This window comes from Streptomyces sp. CA-278952, assembly GCF_028747205.1.
Lineage (GTDB): Bacteria > Actinomycetota > Actinomycetes > Streptomycetales > Streptomycetaceae > Streptomyces.
The window spans coordinates 2343087-2364487 of record NZ_CP112880.1 but is presented as its reverse complement, the minus strand read 5'-3'; the positions used below and the strand labels follow the sequence as shown (position 1 = coordinate 2364487).

Sequence of the window (21401 nt, the reverse complement as noted above, 5' to 3'; positions counted from 1 at the left end):
GCTCGAAGCCCGTACGGTTCGGTTTCTCTCCTGGTGCGGCTCAGCGCTGGTACGGGTTCTGCCCGGGAGGCGTGAATCCGGGCTGCTGCGGGGCCTGGCCGTGGGCGTTGCCGTCCTGCCCGGCCGCGGCCTGGGCGAGCAGCTGGTCCGCCTCCTCCTGGGGTATCTGCCGCTCCCCGCCGCAGAACGTGCACTGCGTAGCGTACTTCGTCGAGAACGGGAACAGGGGCACGAAGAACAGCGTGAACTTCGTGACCCGCTTGCGCAGGGTGTGCGCCGCCGGATTGCCGCACCAGCCACACACCATCGTCAGGATGGCCAGCTGCTGGAGGTAGCCCTTGGTACCGAAAATGATCATGCCGTGGTTCCTTTCCCCGTCCCCCGGAGTGCCCGTCGGCACAGTGCCAGGAGCTTCTCGTCCTCGTGGATGTCATGACTGCCGTACCCGCCGTCCATCGCGTTGTGACGGCGTACGGAGGCGAGTTCGCTCCGCAGGACGTGTGCTGCGGCCGACCCCTCCGGGACCGGCCCCATCCGTGCTACGCATTCTGCCACCCGGACCCGCACATGACGGCTCCGCTCCCAGCCGGCGAGCAACGCCTCGACGGTCTCCTGCGACCGGCCGGACACCTCCCACAGCGCGATCGCCGCGTCGACCCGCAGCCACAGCTCCTCGTGCGCCAGCAGCCCGCGCAGCCGGGGCGCGACCACCGCGGCGCGCGGCCCGAGGGACCCCAGCGCCACCGCCGCCGCCCGCCGCTCGTGCACCTGGTGCGACTGGAGGCCCTCGATCAGCGCCGGCAGCACCGCCTCGGCGTCCCCGGAGATCGCCCACAGCGCCTCGGCCGCCTCCGTCGCGGAGGCCGTCCCCGGCCGGCTGATCAGCGCCCGCAGCTCCGGGACGGCCTCCCGCGCCGCCGGCCCGAACGAACCCAGCGCCCGCAGCGCCGCCGTACGCAGCCACTCGCCCCGGTACTCCGGCGCCCCGCGCAGCACCCGCAGCACCTCGGGCGTCGCCTCGCCCGCCCGCAGCCCGGTCAGCCCGGCCAGCAGCGGACTCGCCCGGTCGTAGGCCCCCTCGTCCAGCTCGACCTCCGCGAGCCTGCTCCGCAGCGCCCCGGCGAGCGGCTGGGCCGCCGCCCCCAGATGGCCCACCGCGAACCCCACGTCGTGCGCCACCTGCGGCAGCTCCAGCGCCGCCGCGAGCGCGGGCACCGCCCGGGCGTCGCCGAGGCGGGCCAGGGCCTTCACGGTGGAGCCGAGCCCGGGCGGACCACTGGCCCAGGACTTCACCCAGTCCCCGGGACGGTCGGCCAGCCGGGCGGCCAGGGCGTCCGCGGCGGGCGCGGCGAGGCCGAACAACTCCTCCAGCACATGGGACGCGGCCTCCGCCAGCCGGGGCTCGGGGTCGGACAGCTGATCACCGACGAGCGCCACCAGCTCCTCGTAGGGGCCGCGCCAGGCCCGTATCAGCCCGCCGCTCATCCGCACGGCGTCGATGCGCTGCCGGCGGTCGGGGCTGCGCAACTGGTCGGCGAGCAGCGCCGTGCGGTCGCCCACCCGGTCGTCGAGGCCGACGTGCAGGGTGCGCAGCAGATCCGCGGCCCAGGGGGCGCCGCGCCCGGCGCTCTCCTGCGCGGACAGCGACCGCAACTGCCCCACGAGCGTCGGCGTCGCGACCTGCTCGCCCCGGCAGGTCTCCCCGGCGGCCAGCGGCTCCGCGTCCACCGGCTCGGCGTCCGGGTCCACCGGCTCCGCGTCCGGGTCCCGGTCGGGATCCGGTCCGTCCCCCTGAGCCGCGTCCCCCTCCATCGGGGAACGCATCTCACGCAGCAGCCCCGAGACCACCGGCACCACATCACCGGGCAGCCCCTCGGGCGAACAGCGCGCCAGCTGGGCCAGGGCCGCGAGCCGCAGCCCCGGGGAGTGGGCCCGCGACGCCAGCCGGCCCAGCCACTGGGCGACCCGTCCCGCCAGCGGCCGGTGCCGCAGCGCGACCCGCCCGGCCGCCTCCACGAGAGCGAGCCGCACCTCCTCGTCGGGTTCCATCGGCAGCCGTTCCCGCAGCAGCGCGAGCACCTGCACGGGGTGCCGGTGCAGCGTGGCGAGCGCCAGAGGGGCCGCGAGCCGCACCCCGGGGTCCTCGTCGGCGATCAGCTCGAAGAACACCCCGGCGCCCGCGGTGACCGCCGCCGCCGCCATCGCGTAGTTCGCTACGCCCTCGACCTCATCCTCGTCGATCTCCGCCTCGTCGTCCTCGTCGAGGTCGAAGCCGCCGATGCTGGTGAGCAGCTCGACCACGCTGCCGCGGTCCTGCACCCCCGGGTCCAGGGCCAGCTCGAACAGGAACGGGATGCAAGCGAGCGTGCACGCGTACACATCGCCCTGGTGGTGCACCGCGCCGTACATGCCGTCGAGCGCCGCCTCGCGCTCCGCCGGATCCTCGGACGCGAGCCCCCGCAGGAGCTCCGGCACGTCGTCGGCAGGCCCGTAGGCATGCTCCATCGAGGCCCAGTCGACCTCGTCGATCCCCGAGAACACGCCATCCCCTCCCCACGATCACGACAGCGCCCGGACCGGCGCGCCCCGTGGCGCGCCCTGTCCGTCACACCCCTCCCGGCGCGCCCTGGAGAAAGCGCCTGCGCAGAGTGTGCACCACGGGCCCGACAATCCACCCGCCACATGTGGCCTTTCCTCGCGCCGTAACCAGGTCATGACCCGGTCAAGACGATACGGCTGTGGGTTCCTGTGAACCGGGGGTGTGTCACGCGGGCAGCGGACGCGCTTGTCGCGGGTCGTTCAAGGGCGCGAGCAGATCGCCGTGCCGGTCCAGCCGGGCGGCCAGGTCGCCGGCCCGGAACACCAGGGCGCCCGCCTCCCGGCACTCGGCGATCTCGTCCCAGGTCACCGGAGCCGACACGGTGGGTTCGGGCCGGGCGCGCAGGGTGTAGGGCGTGGCCGTCGTCTTGGCCGCGGCGTTCTGGCTGAAGTCGACGAAGACCTTGCCCGGCCGCAGGGCGCGCTTCATCCGGTGCAGGGCCAGCCCCGGCAGGGCCGCCTCCGCCTCCACGGCGAGCCGCTTCGCGTACGCGGACACCTCGCCGGACGGGGTCGGCTCCAGCGGGACCAGCAGATGCATCCCCTTGGACCCGGACGTCTTCCCGTACGCGGTCAGCCCGTCGGCCGCGAGGCGCTCCCGCAACCAGAGCGCCACCGTGCAGCACTCCACGACGGTCGCGGGCGAGCCGGGGTCCAGGTCGAAGACCATCCGGTCGGCGATCTCCGGCGCGTCCTCACGCCACTGCGGGGTGTGGAACTCCACCACCAGGTTGGCCGCCCACATCAGGGAGGCCAGATCCCGCACGACCACCTGCCGGGCACCCGGGTCCTCGCTCCGGGGAACGGCGGTGGTCCCCACCCAGGCGGGCGTACCGGGCGGCGGATTCTTGGTGAAGAAGACCTGGCCGTCCGGCCCGTCCGGGTAGCGCAGGAAGGACACGGGGCGATCGCGCAGATGGGGCAGGATCACGCTGCCCGCGGTGGCCGCGTAGTAGTGCAGCACCTCTCCCTTGGTCGTCCCGGTGGCCGGATACAGGACCTTGTCGAGATTGCTGAGCGAGACCCGTCGCCCCTCCACCTCGGTGATCGGCGTCATACGATAAGAATCACACGAAATAGCAACGAAGCGTCTCCAAAGCCTCAAGAGTGCTCAACGGTCGGCAAGGGGTGAACGGTGAGGTCCATATGGAACGGTGCGATCTCCTTCGGGCTGGTCAGCATCCCGATCAAACTGATCAACGCCACCGAGAACCACTCGATCAGCTTCCGGCAGATCCACCTCGCCGACGGTGGCCGGATCCGGTACCGCAAGGTCTGTGAACTGGACGAGGAGGAGGTCTCCGGCGGCGAGATAGGCAAGGCGTACGAGGACACCGACGGCACGATGATCCCGATCACCGACGAGGATCTCGCCCAGCTCCCGCTGCCGACGGCGAAGACGATCGAGATCGTCGCCTTCGTGCCCGCCGACCGGATCGACCCCCTCCAGATGGACGCGGCGTACTACCTCTCCGCCAACGGAGTCCCGGCCGCCAAGCCGTACACCCTGCTCCGCGAGGCCCTCAAGCACAGCAACAGGGTCGCCGTCGCCAAGTACGCCCTGCGCGGCCGCGAACGGCTCGGCATGCTCCGCGTCGTGGACGACGTGATCGCCATGCACGGCCTCCTGTGGCCCGACGAGATCCGCCCCCCGCAGGACGCGGCCCCGGACGGCGACGTCACGATCCGCGACGCCGAACTCGACCTGGCGGACACCCTGATGAACACCCTCGGCGAGGTCGACATGGACAGCCTCCACGACGACTACCGAGAGGCGGTGGAGGAACTCGTCGCCGCGAAGGCATCCGGCGAGAGCGTGCTCCCGGCCGAACCCGAGGACACCGGCGGCGGCAAGGTCATCGACCTGATCGCGGCCCTGGAGAACAGCGTGCGGGCGGCCAGGAAATCCCAGCACGACGAGGGTGAGGGCGCGGGCGACGGCGGCAGCGGTGGGGACATGGCCGACGTCCACCCCATCAAGAAGACGTCGTCGAAGGCGTCCGGGAAGACCGCGCAGAAGGCCACCGAAGCCGCGGAGAAGACCACCGAAGCCGCGCAGAAGACCACCCACCGCACCCCGACCGGCAAGACGGTCACCCGCTCCGGAAGCTCCACGACGAAGAAGTCCGCTCCCAAGTCCACCGGCGCGAAGAAGTCCACGGCGAGGAAGTCCACGGCGAAGGAGTCCACCCCGAGGAAGCCCACGGCGAAGAAGTCCGATGCCAAGAAGCCCGCTGCGAAGAAGCGGACGTCGTCGAGCGGCGGCCCGGCGGGGAAGAAGACGGCGTCCTCCCGCAAACGCACCTCGGCCTGACGGGGACGCGACCTGACGGGGACGCGGCCCGAGAACGACGCGACCCGAGAACGACGCGGTCCGAGAACGACGCGGTCCGGAAGCGACGCGGCCCGACGTCGCCTCGCGAACGGATCACGGCCGATGGCCCGTCGCCGCCCGGCAGTCCGTACGGCCCTGCCGCCCCGCCGCCCCGCCGCCCCGTTGTCGTAAGGCCCCCGTACGCTACGGCCCATGAGCGCAGAGGCCCCCTCGGGACGGGTGATCGACGGCCGCTTCACGCTGGCGGAGCGGCTCGGCAGCGGTGGCATGGGCATGGTCTGGCGGGCCCGCGACGAGGCGCTCCACCGCGATGTCGCCCTCAAGGAGGTACGGCCCCCTGACCCGGCGCTTGCGGAGTACGACCCCGAGGGCGCCCGCACCCTGCGCGCCCGGGTGTTGCGCGAGGCCCGTGCCCTGGCCCGGGTCGACCATCCGAACGTGGTCACCGTCCACCACATCGTCGATCCCGGCGAGGACGGCTACCCGTGGATCGTGATGGAGCTGGTGGCCGGCTCCTCCCTGCACGACCGGCTCGCCCACGGGCCCATGGAACCCGCGGAGGCCGCCGAGCTGGGACGCGGCATCCTCTCCGCCCTCCGCGCCGCCCACGCCGCCGGCATCCAGCACCGCGACGTCAAGCCCGCCAACGTGCTGCTGCGCCCCGACGGCCGCCCCGTCCTCACGGACTTCGGCATCGCCGCCATCCGCGAGTCGACCAGCCTCACCATGACGGGCGCCCTCATCGGCTCGCCCGACTACATAGCCCCCGAGCGGATCCGGGGCACCGAGGGCGACCCGTCCTCCGACCTCTGGTCGCTCGGCATGATGCTGTACGTGGCCGTCGAGGGCCACCATCCGCTGCGCCGGGCCACCACCCTGGCCACGCTGGCCGCCGTGCTCGACGAGGAGATCCCGCCCCCGGCGCGGGCCGGATCCCTCACCCCGGTACTCAACGCGCTCCTCACCAGGGACATCCCGGCCCGCCCGGACGCCGAGACCCTCGACCGCCTGCTGGCCGAGGCCGCGCGCACGGGCGGGAGCAGCCCCGCCCCGACACCCACGGAGCCCGTACGGGAGCGGCCCGCGTCCGCGCACCCCGGGTCCGTGCACCCCGGGTCCGTGCACCCCGCGTCCGCGCACCCCGGGCCCGCGCACCCCGAGTCCGCGCACCCCGGGTCCGTGCACAGCACGCCCACGCAGACGGCCGCCACGACGCTGCCCCGGCCGGAACCCGCGTCCGGGTCGGTGTCGCCCCCGTCACCCGTGTCCGACCGGAAGGATCCGTCGTCCGCCCGGCCCGGCGGGTCCGCCACCCGGCCCGGCGGTGCCTCCGCCCCGCCCTCCTCGCCCGCGGGCCCGGAGGATCGCGCCCCGACGGGCTACGGCTCCCCGACTTCCGCCACCGCGCCGACCCCCGCCGCCGCGCCGACCCCCACACCCGGCGGCGACCCGTACCAGCGGCCCGCCACCGATCCCTACGGCGCGCCGCACGAGCGCGGCCGCCGCACCGAGCGTCGGGCCTGGCGGATCAGCGCCGCGTCGTCCGTCGTCTCGGCCGTGGTGATCGCGGGCGCCATCCTGTGGACGGCCGACCCGTTCTCCTCCCAGGGCTCCGACAACGACGACCGCCCGCGCGACCGGGCGAGCGCCCCACAGGTCTCCGCTCCGGCGCCGGACGCGGTGGCCGACGACACCGCCGGGTCCGGTGACACCGCCGGGTCCGACGACACCGCCGGGTCCGGTGACCCCGGGGAGAAGGCACCGGAGACCGTGGACCTGCTGACCCCGGACGGCGCACGGGCGGCGATCAAGGCGATGAAGCCGCTCATGGGCGGGACGAAGGTCACCGACTTCACCCTCTACGCCGAGCACGCCTCCGCCGACGCGCCGCTGAAGTCCAACGCCGCGCTGTACGACCGCTTCAGCTACCGCGACGGCCGGGCGAAGAACGCCGACATGGGCGGCACCCTGCCGTCCGGGTCCACGACGATCGACCTGAACTCCGTCGACTGGGACGCGCTCCCCGCCCTGCTGAAGACGGCGGAGAAGACGCTCAACGTCGACGAGCCGGAGAGCCGTTACGTGATCGTGGACCCCTCCTCGCCCTTCCACGACGACCGCCCGGTCCTGCGCGTCTACGTCTCCGACTCGCACGGCGGCGCCTTCCTCACCGCCGAGCTGGACGGCCGGGTCATCGAGAGGAGCCCGCGCCCCAAGGGCTGAGCGCCGGCTGGATCGGATCCGGAAGCTGCGGCAGGTCCAGGTCGAACGGGTTCCGCTCGATGACGTACGTGCAACTGGTGTAGGTGTAGCCCGGCTGGACCTTCGTCCCGGAGGAGTAGCTGTCCACCCGGGCGGTCGCGCCCGTGCCGTGCTTGTAGAGGAAGTGGTATTCACCGGCCGGAAGTTGAAGCCGGGCCTTCGGGTAGTTCCTGCCGCTCGCCCCGCAAGCCCGCCGCGAGCCCTCGGAGGCGCGGTACCGCTCACAGCCGGCGCAGGCCTTCAGCGTGACGGTGCCGGTGACCGGACCGGTGTAGAGCACCTCGACCGCGTTCGGCGCGTCATTGCTGATGACCAGTTCCATCCGGGAGCCGCCGGGCCGCTTCGACGGCGGCAGCCGCTTGCCCGCCGCCGGCCGATCGTCGGCGATCTCCGCGGCTATGGCGATGTTCCGCGCCTGCCGCACCCGCCCGTCGCTCTTGTACGTCCGCGCGAAGTCGGTCAGCGTCGTGCGCGCGTCGCCGAACTTCCCGTCCTCGAACTGGTCGACCCCGCAGGCGTACACCCCGTCCACGACACCCTTGTCGGCGTCACCGCGCAGCGCCTTCACCTCCTCGGCGGGGAGGCCGGACGCGGTGGCGCCGAGGCCCCGCAGCACCTCGGTGGCCGCACACGGCTCGGCCCCCTTCACCGCCGCGACCTGCTCCTCGATCCGCTTCCCGATCGCCGGCCCCACCTGCCGCGCGGAGGCGGAATCGGGGAACGTGCGCAACAGCTCTCCCAGCTCCGTGCCGCCGCCGCCCGGCCCGCCCAGACGCGACACACCGCACCCGTACAACGACACGGCGAGCGGTTCGTCGGGCCACGCGGCGAGCGCGCCCAGCAGCTTCTCGTCCACCGAGTCGGGAAGCGTCCGCAGATAGGTCAACGGCGCGACGGCCTCACAGAGCCGCTTCTCGGTGTACGGGGCGGAGACGGCGTCGTAGTACGTCTTCAGGCGGTCCGGGACGAGCTTCGCGGCCCGGGAGCCGGGATGGTCCTCACCGAGCGCGCGATAGGCGTCGAGCGCCCGCTCGTACTCGCCCTTCGCCGAGCCGAACGGCTGCCGCGAAGCCGCCGCGACCCGCTCGTCCCCGGCCGCCAGCCGGTCCAGCAGCATCTGCTCCCGCGCCTCCTCCCGCGCGGAGCCGTACACCACGGCCCCGCCCGTCGGCACGGCCAGCAACACCACGCCGAGCCCGACCGCCAGAACGGGCCGCCACGCCCCGCCCAGCGCCGAACGCCGGGCGATCCGCGCCCCGTCGGCGGCGGCGAGCACCAGCACGAGCAGATACCCGACGAGAACACCCCCGGGCACCCCGTCCGGATCGGCCGGCAGCGCCGCCCACAGCAGCACCGCCGTGGCCGCCCAGCACACCGCGGCCCGCACCCAGCGCCCCAACAAGGCGTAACCGAGCCCGAGTCCCGTCAGATTGAGCAGTGCCGCACCGACCGCCCGCAGGGGCGCGCCGGGCGGCGGCGGCCCGACGGCCGGCGCGTAGGAGGGCGGCGGCGGTGGCACAGGTCCGCCGAAGCCGGCCCCGCCGGCTCCCTGCCCCTGCCCGTGCTCCTGCCCCGCGGTTCCGTACCCATCGTCGGACTCCATAACGGTCCCCCCACCGTCGAGCCGAAAAAGTCACTTTGACTCTGCCCGGTTCTGTCCGGCTCCACGCGCGAGGGCCGCCGGTGCTTTCCGTACGGTCACCTCGAAGGCCGGCCCGGCCCGCCCGGCAGGCCTACGAAGCCTTGCTCACGGGAGGCGTCACGGATGGTTCGATGGTCGACCGGACATAGATCCGCGTGGTGCCCGCATCAAGCTCGTGGGCGAAGAGGTCGACGCAGCGCTGGAGGTACGTGCCCTCCGGGGTCATGAGGTCATCGGGGCACAGGCTGGTTCGCCGCAGCCCCTGCACGAGCGTCTCCGGCTCGGGAAGACCGAGGCGGCCGAAGGCGGCCGCGGGGCGGTACCCCTTCTCCTCGGGGTGGGAGTTCTCGACCATCACCGTGTCCTTCTCGATGAGCCGGCCGGTGTACGTCTCCGCTTCCTCGCTCGTCAGGACGAAGGAGAGCAGACCGGTGTCGTAGCGCTGTCCGACCTTGTAGCCCGCCCGCCGATCCGACGCCCCTGCCGGAATGCGGATGCCCAGCTGGCCGCTCATCCAGGCGGGCGTGGCTCCGTCCTCCCAGCAGCAGGTCATCTCCTGGTCCGTCAGGTCCGACGACACCTCGTCGGCGACCCAGGAGAACACGCCGATCGCGGCGGCGACGCAGGCGAGGAGCACGAGAGCGACGACGCCTGCGACCGGCACCCGACGGCGACGCACGGGCCGCACATCGGCAGTATTCTCACGGAAGGTGTCCACCGAAGAATCATCCCGCTTCCCGCGACCTTGATCCGTCCGGTCGCCCTCGCGCCCGGGTTCGTCCGGCTGCGGGTGGAGGATGCTGGTTCGGGACCCTATCCGAGCGCTGGCCTTGGGCACCGCCCACTCTTCGTCGAACATAGTCGCTGTACCCCTGATGGATGCCAACTTCTCATTCCGCAAATGAAGTTGCGACGTGATCCTCAGCTTCTCGCCGTTGTTCCGTCGAGGCAGCCGCACCGTTGCCGCGTCGCTCGAGGAGCAGCCCCTGGCGGCGGTCTGCTCTGCTTGGACGCCATGCTGTATTCCCTGGGTCAGGCCGCGTTCGAGCCTGATGGAGGGCCGTCGTCCGTCAGCAGGGATGCCGCACGGCCGGCGTCGCGGTCGGCATGCCGGGGCAGGTATCGGCTCGCTCTGCCGTGCCAGGTAACCACCAATTCGTCTCGTGCCCGCGTGGCCGCCACGAAGAGCAGGGAACGGGCTCGCTGTTCCTCCTGGCGGTATCGGTCGGGGCTGCTCAGACGGAAGGCCTCGATGCGTTGGTGCGGCACCATGCCTTCACTGACACCCGCCAGGAACACTCGCTGGAACTCCAGCCCCTTGAACCGGTGCATCGTGCCGATGTGCACTGCGTCGGTATTGCGGGGCCCCTCCCTGCCGATCTCGCTCGCCGGGATCAGGAACGGCTTGCACGCCAGGGTGTAGGCGAGTTGTGTGACGGCGGCCCTGTCGGGAACGCTGACGGCCATGGCCGCATACGGAGTGCCGTGGCGCTCATGGCGCTCCTTGAGCAGCGTGGCGACGGCCCGCATCTCGGTTTCCCAATCGGCGGCACGCCAGTACTGAGGAGCCAGCCCGGTCAGTACGGACCGGTAGCCGTCCAGGGTGTCCCGCCCGTCGTCGAGATCGTCGAAGCTCTCACCGTGCACCAGGCCGTGCGCGCTGCCCAGGATCTCCCGTGTCGTGCGGTAGTTCAGGGTCAGCCGCCGGGAGGCCCTGCCCGGGGTACTGATGCCGAGTCTGCCCAGCACGACCTGGTGCGCGTAGATGCGCTGGTGGGAGTCGCCGACCAGGAAGATGTCGTCCGGTCCGGCGGCCACCATCGCCCGCAGCATCCGCCAGTGCGAGGCCGACAGGTCCTGGGCCTCGTCCACCACGACGTGCCGATAGCGAGGCTTGAGCCACATGCCGCTGCCGGCCTCACGATGGACGAGGTCGAGGCCGCCGAGCTCCTCCTTGTACCGCGCCTGCTCGACGGCCTTGGCCATACGGCGCCCCTCGATTCGGGCTGCCTCGTCGGCGATCAGCGCGTACGTGGTGCGCCGGGGTGGTCCGTCCAGCAGAGTGCGGTACGTCTCCACCAGCTCCCACACCCGCTTCCGATCCACCCGTTGCAGCACGCCCCGGCCCCGTCGTTCGGCACGGAGGTAGAGCCGTTCGGTTCCGCAGCCCTGCGCAAGGATGACGTGCTTGAACTCCGAGTCGAGGAAGTCGGCGTCGTAGTCGAAAACACCTGCCTCCGCGCACGCCCGGTGCCAGAGCGCCATGGCCTCCTCGTCGCCCATGGGCGTACCGAACACGGATCCCGGATGTTGCTCGACCACTTCCCGGGCGAGCTGGTCCACGGACTTGACGTCGACCCGGCGTGCGACTGCGTCACCTCCGAGCTGGTACAGGCGCTCCCTCAGGTCGGCGGCGAGGTTCGTGTTGTACGTGGTCAGCAGTACGGGACGGGTCTGCCCCGACGGCAACCGGGCGACGAGGTGCCGGACCCGATGGAGTGCCACGACGGTCTTGCCGGTGCCCGGCCCACCCGTGACCTTCGCTGATCCCTTGAACGACGTGGTGGCGAGCCGGTACTGCTCAGGGTGGAGGAAGAGCCGCCAGGCGTCGAAACTGTCCCCGAGGGCATCCAGGACTGCCGCGTCCTCCGTACTCACCTGGGAGACGGGGCGGCGCGCCGCCCGGGCCCAGTCCTGCGGATCGACCTTCTCCTCGGCCCGCCACTGGTCGGTGACGAACGCGCGAACCTCGCGCGGCTCCATGCCGTCGTGCAGCGCCAGCAGCACCTCCCGGGTGAGCCCAGGGAGGTTGTGGCCGAGCACGGCCGTCAGTTGGTGACTGTCGGTGATCCGTCGCAGCGCAGGAAGCAGGGAGGCGATGACACCGAGCTCGATCAGCTCCTCGTCGCCGTAGCGGGCGAAGAGAGGCACTGGCAGCGCGACCGGAGTGGGAGTGGCGGTCGGTGCGGCCTGCACATCGGCCGAGGGAGTGGTGCGGGTGGCGGTCGTGTCGGCGACCGGGGACTCCTCCGGGCTGGTGCCCGGCTCCGGACCTAGTACCGGCCTGTCGGGCATCGCCACCACATTGGCGCTGACCTCGCTCTGATCGACGAGCTCGACACCGCCCGAGACCGCGTTGATCTCCACCGTCAGGCGGGCGAGTCCGTCCCGCGCCGCCGGTCCGACCCGGATGGCCAGCAGACTGAACCGGTTCTCTTCGGTCTCGAGAAGCAACCCCATGCGCCTGCCGTCGAGCGCGGCGAGGAACAGGCGCCCGTTTCCGCCCGCCTCGCGCAGGAAGGTGAGCCGCAGCGCCCGGTTGGACCGGTCGGCCCGCAACCGGCGGACGAAGTCGCCCACTGCGTTCTTCGTGGCCGCATCGAGGCGCCGGATGTCCTCGTTGGCCTGCGGCGTGACCGCGACCTGCGTCCTTACCCCGCTGCTCATCGCCGGTCCCCTCCCTCTCCGGATGCGTGTCGCTGCCGGTCGGCGAGCAGAGCGGCGAGCTCCTCCTCGTCCCAGGCGTCCGGGGCCCGGACCTGCCATCCGGCCTCCACACACTCGGCCATGTAAACGTCGTCGGCCGCGTCCTCGTCCAGGATCACCGCCAACTTACGTTCGGGCCATGCCAGTTCGAGGGGGAGGGAGACGCCGGTGGCATCCCAGCCCGCCTCGGCGGCCCGTACGTCCCCACGCTCCGCGAGCGCCTTGGCGAGAGCCTCGATCGCCGGATCACCCACGTACGACAGCTCGCGTAGGACGAGTTCCCAGGCAGTGCGCTCCAGCGCCGAGGGCGCTGTGTGCGCCCCGACGGCTTCGGGCGTGGCACGCGGAGTCCCCTCAGCGGCCACCTCCGAAGCAGCATCCTGGCCTTCCCGCTCCTGATCCTTCAGCACGAGCCCCGTGCCCGGCAACTCTTCACGCAGGGCGGTCAGAAGTCCGCCCGCCCGTACAGCCGTGGCCGCGAGCAGACCCGCGTCGAACGAGTCCAGCTCGCTGCGGGCGAGTTGCAGCCCGTCGGCACGCCCGGTCCCTGTCGGATCCAGGAACTGGATCATGTTTCCCCAGCACAGCCAGGCCTTCCAACGCCGCCGGTGCTCGTCACTGTCACCGGCGATGGCCTCGGAGCGGTCGTCGAGCACGGCCAGCGCGCTCAGCCCTTGCGGCTTCAGCCGGGCGTCGCCGATCAGCGCCAGGGACAGACCGGAGCCGTCGCGAACGGGATAGAGCTTCAGCCCCTGACCGCTCACCGACGGCCGGGTGTCGCCCCGCAGGGCCGCTTCTATCCACGGAACAGCGGCTTCGGGGGAGGCGTCGACGACCTCCTCCCGCTTCGCCAGCGGGAGCAGCCCGCCGACACAGAGCCGGGCCATCGCGTTCCAGCGCCGGAGATCCGGGTCTGCGAGGAAGCCGAGCAGAGCGGGGATGGCACCGGCGAACAATCGGTCGATCTCGGCCGGATTCTGCCGCTGCTGCGCCCAGCGAGCCCGGGCCCGGCCACCCGGTGTGGCATCACCTTCGATGGCGTACGGCGGCCACGCGGCCTGTGCCGACGGTCCGGCCAGGGCGGGGGTGAGCGCCTGCGCTGCCTCGTCCCCGTCCGCCGCCGCACCGCGCCCGGCCCGGGCCCGCAGCTCCTTCTCCCAGGCCATGACGTCGTCCCACGTGATCTGCCAGACCAATGTGCCGTCGGCACGCAGCCGGGCCCGCTTGGCGGCGTCCCCCGCGATCCGGTTCGTTGCCGCGGACGCGTGCCACCGGTAGCCGTCCAGGTAGATGGCCACCGGCATGGGCGGAGCGCCGTCCGATGTGGTCTCACCCGCTACGGGGCGCAGCAGCAGATCCGGCACTGTGCCCTGTGCGTACAGCGGCTTCTGCGCCACGGACTCCCAGCGGATCGGCGACCCGTCCCGTCGGCGCAGCGTGAACTGCTTGCCCTGCCGGCCGGTCGGGGTCTGCTCATGCTCCACGTCGGCTTGGTTGGCGGGATCGGTGAGCCAGCGGTCGAGGCAGTCGATGAAGCGCCGCTCCAGGTCGCTCTGGGCCTGCCGGGCGAAGCGCCTCCGGTCCTCGTCCTCGGCCTCCGCGCGGCCCGCCCGGTCCTTGCCGACGGGCTTGACGTGCCACCGGCTGCGACCGTCCTCACCGAGCACGTCGTCGAGCATCCACAAGGCCTCACGGCGGTCGAGGAGCGCGTACTCGCGCTCCTTCGCGTACCCCAACAGACACAGGTGGCACGCACGCCGGGACCCGTCCTGGCACGGGCAGTCGCGCAGGTACTCCTGGGCAGCGGCCAGGACCGCCCGGAACTCCTCGCCCACCCCCTCGACGAGCCGCTGGAGATACCCCGTCCCACCGGGCAGCGAGTCGTAGAGCACCAGGTAGTTGCGGGTCAGTCCGCTTTCGCGGTCTGGTTCGGTGCTCGGGGTGGACCGGATGTGGGCCGGGTCACCGCCGTAACGCAACGCGAGCCCCAGGTGCAGGGCTGCGGAGAACGAGGCCAGCCGCTCCGGCACATGCAGGGTCGCGGCGGGCAGCAGGATGCGCAGCGCCTCGGTGCGGTGCTCGGTGGCGGTGATCACCCGTCGGTCCTGGGCCTGCACGGCCCGGCCACGGCGCCGTGTGGGACACCACGGGCGGTGGTGGGCCAACTCGGGCCGTGATGCGAGGGATTCGGACAGCTCCTCCTGTACGGGGGCGTGTCCGGGCTCGCGATCGGTCGCGCCGCCGCACAGCGGACAGAGCACGAAGGGCGTGATGGTGACCTCGGTGCCGGCGAAATACGTGTCCGGGCGGCGGCTCAGCCTGGCGGGGCCGAGGTTGAATCTCCGGATGAACGCCTCGCGCACGTGGTCGACGCCGAAGGTGGCCCCCGAGTGCCGCCAGCTCTCCTTGATCGCGGCCAGGTCGATGTCCACGGCCGTGGCCGTGGAGTAGTACCGCTGGTTGCGCGAGTCGTGGTCGTCGATGATCCGGGCGTCGTCCCGCTTGTCCCGGGAGGTGACCTTGTGCGGGACGATCACGTGGTGCAGTGCGGCCCGGCCGCCGATGCCGGGTCCGGCGCAGCGGGGGCAGGGCGAGGTGTCGGCCTCGGCGTTCTTCGTGCGGACGTGTCCGCACTCCCGGCAGACCCGCCAGGCGACCACGGCCGAACGAGGGTCCTCCTCGTCCCCCTTGGGGCGGGGGCCGAGATCGAAGCCGTCGATCTTGTGGTGGTAGCCGAGGACGTAGTAGGAGTTCCCGGGGGCGAGCTCGGTGAGCGCCGACTCGGAGGGCCGTGTGTACGTCCGGGTCTCTGTGCGCCACTGCGAGGCGGGTGGTTTGTCCGTGGCGGCGGAGCCCCGTGCGCGCCGGGGCGGCTCCTTGCGGGTCAGCGCGGCCTCAAGGCGTACACCGTCCTCCACCAGGCTGTAGTTTGGCAGCAGGCCCCATTCGACCAGGAACGCCTGGGCTCCGGCCTGCGCGAACTCCTGGAGCTGCTTCCCGACGGACATCGCCTCCCGGGCGAGGTTCCGCTTCTCCCGGGCCTCGTCCTCCACGTTCTCGTGCAGCGCGTCCGCAGCCTCGTTGATGAAGGCGCGGCGGTCCACGAGTTCGGCCCGTTCGGCCTCCCATGCCTGCTCGGCGTCCAACAGGGTCTGGGCCAACTTCCCCGCCGCGAAGCGATGGAGCGAGCCTCGGGTATCCCGGGAGACCCCCGAGTCCGGCACGCCGTCGATCTCGGGGAACAGCTTCAGGAAGTCCTCGACCAGGTCCCGGCGGCCCGTCACCGCCTGGGAGAACCGGTGCAGCCAGCCGACCCGCCCGAACAGGGCGGTCACCCGGTCGGGCAGCGGGATCACACCCTCCAGGCGCCCGCGTGCGGCCAGGTCGATGAGGTGGGCGACGTACTGGCGGCGCAGCAGCTCACCCGCCGACAGGAAACAGCCGGGGGGCAGAATGCGCCCCGCGATCAGCTGCCGGGGCTCGGCCAGGTGGTAGAGGGCGCGCGGGCTGGTGTCGGCCAGCGAAACCATGAGCGCGTTGCCCGTCGAACGGCCGGCCCGGCCGACCCGCTGGACGTATCCGGCGGTGCTCGGCGGCAGCGAGGCGAGGACCACGGCCTCCAACTGGCCGATGTCGATGCCCAGCTCCAGGGTGGGCGTGCAGGAGAGAACGTTCGGGTCGGTGTGCCGGACACCCTGCCGGAAGCCCTTCTCGACCTCCTCGCGCTCCTTGCGGCCGAGCACACCGGTGTGCTCGGCGGCGACCACGCTGTACGGTCCCGCCTCCCGGTACAGCCGCCGGTAGTAGTCCGACCGGAAGTCGCGCCCGGCCCGGCCGGGCGCCTGCGCGGGGGGCACGGCCAGCAGGCCGGTGCAGCCCTTGAGCGGACAGGGCAGGTCCTCCCATACCCTCACCCGCTCCGGCGGCACGGTCTGCGTCCAGCCGCACTCCTGACAGGCCAGTGCCGCGTGAGCCGTCTGCTCGTCGGTCAGCGGCCGCACCCGGACGTGGCCGGGCGTGAGCCCGTAGACCCCGTGGTCCTGGCTGTTGCCGCCCGCCCTGCCCTCCTCGGTACGCCGGCGGGCCAGCGCGCCGACCGAGGGGTCCGCGAGGCGCGGCAGCAGCTCCGCCAGGTAACCGGCGGCGAGGGAACGGTCCATGCCGAGGCAGCGCTCGGCGAAGTCGGCGTACCAGCTTTCTCTGGTGTCGACCCGCTCGAAGTCCGTCCTGCCCGGCCGAGACCCGACCAGGACAAAGGCCGGCGCGTTCGTGTTCCACCCGAAGGCCTGCATGCCCTCCGGACGCCCACCCCAGATCGTGAACCGGCTGCGCCCCTCGGCGTCGATGAACTTGTCCAGCCACAGGTGCCGGATACCGCCACTGATCCGCACATGCTCCAGGAGCCCACGCACGAACCCCTCGAAGCGGCGCAGCCGCTCCGGCCCGGGGGCGGGCAACACGGCTGGCTCGGATCCGTCGGCGGAAAGGCCGGGCCGCTCGGATTCTCCGGCTACCTCCTCATCCTCCGGGGCCTCCTCGGGGTCCACGGGCAGCTGCCGCCGCAGGTGCTCCTTGTACAGTCCTTCGGCGAGCTGCGCCGCGCGCTCCGGATCCGGCAGATACACCTCGGCCGCCACCGTGCGGGTGAGTTCCAGTGTCCGACCCATCCGCGAGTTCAGCCCGAACTCCAGCAGGGTGTTGAACGCCAGCCGCTCACCGACCAGATCCCACGTCCCCCCGGGCAGCCGCTTCTTGCCCGCGAGGAGCCGCTTCACCCGGTCCACGTCGTGCAGGTCGGGCGGCACGACCGAGGCCAGCAGCTTCTCCTTGTCCACGGACGCCCGTGTCACCAGTGAAGCGATCAGCTCATTGAGTGGTACGCCTTCGGAGGCGAAGTCCGGGTCCTCCGCCGCACGCTTCACCAACTGCTCCTGGACGAGCGACCTCAGCGAGAACTTCCAGGCCCGCGACGCGACGAACCCGGCCCGGTGGGCCGCGTCCTGCACGGAGTCGTTGAAGATCAACGTCTTGCGCCGGTCGTTGCCCTCGTCGTCCTCCTTGGGCAGCTCCCCGCCGGTGAACAACTGGGTGACGGCTACCGAAGCGAGCGGGGCCACACCGGCACCGAGAAAGCGGATGCCTTCCGCCTGCCCGCAGGCCGGACAGCGGTCCTGCTTCGCGTACTCGTCACGGTCGGCGTTGTCGTACCACGCCTTGACGAACACCCCGTTCTCCGGGGTCCTGGCAATGGAGCCGTCGGCCCGGAGCACCTCGTCGGGGTCGACCGGGCGCAACGCTTCCCCGTTGTCCTCCAGGACCAGCACGCTCGCCTCACGGACCGCCGCACGCTTTCCGCGCCGCATGCTCCGGCCGAGCGCTCGTCGGGCCTGCTGCGCCGCCTCGGCGGGAGTCGCCGCGATGAGCGCCCGGACCCGGGCCTTGCCGGTGCCGCCGCCCACGCTGAGGCGGTAGATGTCGTCGGGCGAGGAGACGAGCGCGCCCGGGTTCCGCTCGGGGCTGATGGCGCTCCAGCCGGACCGTCCGCAGTGCCGACAGTACGTGGACGGCAGCCGTCCGGCCCGTGCCACGGCTCGACGCCGGTCCGCCTTCGCGGCGGAGGCGACGGCGGCGTTGGCGGCCTGGTCGGCGTCCGTCCAGGAGAAGACGGGCTCCGGTGCGACGGACCGCAGGACACGGGAGAGCGAGCGCACCCACAGGTGCGTCTCGACGAGCAGCAGGGGCCGCTCCTGATCGTCGGGTGCGTCGGGGGCACGCGCCACGGAGATCAGCGCGATGAACCGGGCCAGTGCCTCGGCAGCGGTCTCCGGATCCTGCGCCGCTGTCACCCGCCACGCAGAGCTGGTGGGAAAGGCCGCCAGGATCTCCTCGGCCGTGAGCGGCTGGTCGACGTCGGCGGTCAGCAGATCGTGGGTGAGCGCGTGCGCGAGGAGGCGGCGCCCCATCTCACGGGCGTCGGAAGTGTCACAGCCGAGCACCAGACGGGAAACCTCGTCGAGCCCGCCGGCGCCGGCGGGCGGATCGGGCAGCTCCATGAGGTCGTCGGGGGAGGGCAACGGCAGGGACAGGTCGACGGGGGAGAGGAAGGAGTTCAGATCCCGCCGGTCCTCCCCGATCACCGCGTCGTCGGGGAACCGCACGCCGAACACCTGCGAGGCCACGTCGAGCATGGCGCGGGAACCGCCCGCCCCGCCTTGGTCCTGCCGGTCGCGCACGGGCGACTCGCCGAGGGTTGCCGAGGTGGCCACCGGGCAGATCGAGCCCAGCGGTCGGCCTTCCTCAGCGGCCCCGACAACCGCGCCGAGCCGTCGCAGCAGCATGGCGACGTCGGTTCCCTGGGCGCCGTCGTAGGTGTGGAACTCGTCGATCACGATGTACGCGAGATCCGCGTCGGCCCACAGGGGGGCGTCCTGCTGCCGCTGGAGCAGCAGGTCCAGCATCTTGTAGTTCGTGATCAGGATGTCCGGCGGATTCCGCCGGATCTCGGCCCGGTCCACCGCGACCCGCCCGTAAGGGGAGCCGTTCTTCGTGGAACTCGCCTCACCGATGAAGAGCCCGGCGGTGACGTCTTCGAGCCGGACGTCCTCCAGCAGCTTGCCGATGCGGTCGGCCTGGTCTCCGGCGAGTGCGTTCATCGGGTAGAGCAGCACGGCCTTGATCCCGTGCTTGCCGGCAGACTTGGCGCGGCGGCAGTGGTCGATGACCGGGACGAGGAACGATTCCGTCTTGCCGGAGCCCGTACCGGTGGTGACGAGTGTGGGCTGGGGGACGTGCCCGTCCTTGGTGGTCAGACGGGCGAAGGCCTCGGCCTGGTGCGCGTACGGCCTGAAATCGTCCTTGTACCAGTCGAGGTGGCGCTGCCAGCCGTCCTCGGCACCCCGGAACGGCCGCCGGATCCGGTGGTACGGCCCGCGGAACAGCCCGTCGGCCGGGTCGGTGAGGAAATCGGTCAGCGCTGCCTGGGTGGCGGGCTCGGCCAGCGCGAAGGTGGTGGTCAGATACTCGACCGTGGTGTCGCGCAGCGCCTGCGCGGCGAGTGTGGGTCTCATGGCGCCCCCGGCCTCCCCCGTTGTTCTGCTCCGGTTCCGCCCCGGACTTGTGTCACGACGTGCGTCTCGGCTCGTGTCACCGATCGCGGGTGATCGCTTCGCCCCCGATCTCGACCACTTTACGTGCGGGGTCCGACAGCGGGGCCGGATCCAGCCGGAAGGGGCAGGTGGGAGGGGCTACGGGCGCGTCAGCTGGCGGACGGCAAAGGGTCGACGACGAACGTTCCCAACCCGACCTCGCCCCGCGTCCACCCTTGCTCCCGCACGTGCCGCATGGCCTTGGCCGCCGTCGCATTCACCACGCCGAACTCCTGGGCGATCTCCAGAGTGGACGGCACGCGGCTCCCGGGCGGGTAGGTGCCGGTCTGGATGCGCCGGACGAGCTCGGCTGCGATCTGTCTCCACAGCGGGCGAGTGCGATCAAGGTCCATGCCGTCAGCGTGGGTTACCGCAGCTTTCTGCGCATCCCTAGATAACCGTGGATAACTGCGGTTACAGTGGCGACGAACACAGAAACGCCCCCAGGGCGGCCGGGCAAGGGCCGATCCCCAGGGGCTCACCGAAGAATGGAGCTTCGGATATGCGAAACCCTATCGCCGCGCTGCTTGCGTGGCTGTTGAGCGTGCTTGCGCCTGGTTCCGGGAGGCGCAGGGTCGGCGCGCTGCCGGCCGCTTCTTCCGTCCGGCGGGCGGAAGAAGCTGGCCCGGCCGGTACCCCTGCCGGACAAGAGCTCGGCGGGCGGTCCCGTCCAGTTCGGGGGCGGACCGCGCGGCCCAGGTCACCGTACGGGCTCGTGGAAAGGCTTGATGGGGAGGCCACGGCCATTGTCCGCCCATACCTGGTCGAGTGCGAGAGGGAAGAGGAGCACGCTGCCCGCCAGCGGTTGCGGCGCCTCAGCCTCGTGATGGCGGCGGACTTCGGCATTGACCTGGACACCCGGGACGTGCACGCGATGGGGATGGCCTGGTGAGCGAATCGACCTCTGGCGCGTCGGCGCGGAAGCCCGTCCGCATGTGCGTGCGCTGCCACTACGTCACGGATGCGCCCGTCGTCGTCGCCGAGGTGCACCAGAACTCCGGGCCGGGGTGGAACATGTACGCGTGTCCGGAGTGTGCCCCACACTTTCCGCCGGTGCCCGACGTGATCGACCTTTTCCCGAGCAGGCACGACCGATGTGGGGACGGTGCCGAGTGAGTGCGCGCGGCACAGTGACGGTGCTCGCGTTCCATCGCGGTTGGGCCAAGGCGCCCCGCGTCGCCCCCGACGCGTCCACGGCTTCGCCGGATACGCTGGCGGGGCCCACCCTGGAGGTCACCGTGAGTACGCAGCCGATCCACTCCGGCCCGCAGTCGATCCCGCGCACGCAGAACGCCGTGGCCGCCGCGTTGCCCCCTGCGCAGCGCATGGAGTTCTACCGCGAGATGGGCGAGGCCACCCCCGAGACGATCGGCCACATCCTGACGAACTGGTGGCTTCTGGTCCAGGTGGCAGGCGACCCACAGACCGCGCGTACATCCGCTGCGGTGAAGGCGCGCACTGCCCCTGGCCGCTCGGCGTCCACGGTCATGCGGGAGCTGCGGGAGCGCGAACGGTGAGTGGCGGGGGTGACCCGTACGAGGGGCCGGAGGAGGAAGACCCGCTGAGCCTCTCGCCCCAGGCCGAAGAGGTCCTCTTCAGCCTCGAGACCCCTGCCGACGTGATGTCGGCTGTCTCCTCTGTCATGGTCGAGATGCGCGAGGCCCTGGAACTGGGCGTGCTCCCGCCGAGCGGCCGGCCGCTGCCGGGCGTCCCTGGGGCGTATGTCTCGGCCATGCCGCGTGGCCTCGGCCTCATCGAATTCCACGAGACCGCCACGGGCAAGGGGGAGCGTGGGTTCTACCTCGCTCGCGTGATCAGGATCGACGACTATCCCGCCGAGTTCTGACCCGGGCCCACCGTGATGATCGCGCATCCGGTTCCGTAGGGCGGCCTTTTTGTCCGCCCCGTTCTCCCTGAGGGGAAGCGGGGCGGA

At 71.8% G+C, this 21401-nt stretch carries 13 protein-coding genes; 5 read left to right on the top strand and 8 right to left on the bottom strand.

Translation table 11 applies throughout. From position 1 onward, the window contains the following. Window positions 1–40: 40 nt before the first annotated feature. The 3 genes from N7925_RS10170 to ligD all read right to left on the bottom strand — a co-directional run bounded on the left by N7925_RS10170 (window position 41) and on the right by ligD (window position 3655). On the bottom strand, window positions 41–358 hold the full coding sequence (locus N7925_RS10170; RefSeq protein WP_265599346.1) for a zinc-ribbon domain-containing protein: 318 nt from the start codon (window positions 356–358) through the stop codon (window positions 41–43). Further along, window positions 355–2541 carry a HEAT repeat domain-containing protein gene (locus N7925_RS10165; protein WP_274343677.1) on the bottom strand — a complete coding sequence of 729 codons (2187 nt, stop codon included), beginning with the start codon at window positions 2539–2541 and terminating at the stop codon, window positions 355–357. Before N7925_RS10165 ends, N7925_RS10170 begins: the two co-directional genes overlap by 4 nt. A gap of 223 nt (window positions 2542–2764) precedes the next feature. Continuing rightward, a complete protein-coding gene (ligD, locus tag N7925_RS10160; RefSeq protein ID WP_274343676.1) occupies window positions 2765–3655 on the bottom strand; it encodes a non-homologous end-joining DNA ligase in 891 nt (296 codons plus the stop codon). Between the two features lie 78 nt (window positions 3656–3733). On the opposite strand from ligD, the gene ku reads away from it, so the two are divergent. After that, window positions 3734–4912 carry a non-homologous end joining protein Ku gene (ku, locus tag N7925_RS10155; RefSeq protein ID WP_274343675.1) on the top strand — a complete coding sequence of 393 codons (1179 nt, stop codon included), beginning with the start codon at window positions 3734–3736 and terminating at the stop codon, window positions 4910–4912. 213 nt (window positions 4913–5125) lie between these two features. Next, complete coding sequence (locus N7925_RS10150) at window positions 5126–7156, top strand: serine/threonine-protein kinase (protein WP_274343674.1); 2031 nt, start codon at window positions 5126–5128, stop codon at window positions 7154–7156. Here N7925_RS10150 and N7925_RS10145 read toward each other — a convergent pair. From N7925_RS10145 to N7925_RS10125, 5 genes are all read right to left on the bottom strand, one after another. After that, window positions 7125–8798, bottom strand: a complete 1674-nt coding sequence (locus tag N7925_RS10145) for a hypothetical protein (RefSeq protein ID WP_274343673.1) — start codon at window positions 8796–8798, stop codon at window positions 7125–7127. The genes N7925_RS10150 and N7925_RS10145 overlap by 32 nt on opposite strands. A gap of 130 nt (window positions 8799–8928) precedes the next feature. Further along, on the bottom strand, window positions 8929–9555 hold the full coding sequence (locus N7925_RS10140; RefSeq protein ID WP_274343672.1) for a hypothetical protein: 627 nt from the start codon (window positions 9553–9555) through the stop codon (window positions 8929–8931). 314 nt (window positions 9556–9869) lie between these two features. Then, window positions 9870–12284 carry a UvrD-helicase domain-containing protein gene (locus tag N7925_RS10135; protein WP_274343671.1) on the bottom strand — a complete coding sequence of 805 codons (2415 nt, stop codon included), beginning with the start codon at window positions 12282–12284 and terminating at the stop codon, window positions 9870–9872. After that, window positions 12281–19390, bottom strand: a complete 7110-nt coding sequence (locus N7925_RS10130; RefSeq protein WP_274343670.1) for a DEAD/DEAH box helicase — start codon at window positions 19388–19390, stop codon at window positions 12281–12283. Before N7925_RS10130 ends, N7925_RS10135 begins: the two co-directional genes overlap by 4 nt. Window positions 19391–19578: 188 nt before the next feature. Next, window positions 19579–19821 (bottom strand): GntR family transcriptional regulator, encoded by a 243-nt coding sequence (locus N7925_RS10125; RefSeq protein ID WP_274343669.1) that lies wholly within the window; start codon window positions 19819–19821, stop codon window positions 19579–19581. Between the two features lie 362 nt (window positions 19822–20183). Here N7925_RS10125 and N7925_RS10120 point away from each other — a divergent pair, with 362 nt between their 5' ends. The 3 genes from N7925_RS10120 to N7925_RS10110 all read left to right on the top strand — a co-directional run bounded on the left by N7925_RS10120 (window position 20184) and on the right by N7925_RS10110 (window position 21314). Beyond that, window positions 20184–20360: a hypothetical protein gene (locus N7925_RS10120; RefSeq protein WP_274343668.1), complete on the top strand. Its 177-nt coding sequence runs from the start codon at window positions 20184–20186 to the stop codon at window positions 20358–20360. Window positions 20361–20706: 346 nt separating this feature from the next. After that, complete coding sequence (locus tag N7925_RS10115) at window positions 20707–20985, top strand: hypothetical protein (protein WP_274343667.1); 279 nt, start codon at window positions 20707–20709, stop codon at window positions 20983–20985. After that, entirely contained in the window at window positions 20982–21314 is a 333-nt protein-coding gene (locus N7925_RS10110; protein ID WP_274343666.1) for a hypothetical protein, read from the top strand. The genes N7925_RS10115 and N7925_RS10110 overlap by 4 nt, the downstream gene beginning before the upstream one ends. Window positions 21315–21401: the final 87 nt, after the last annotated feature.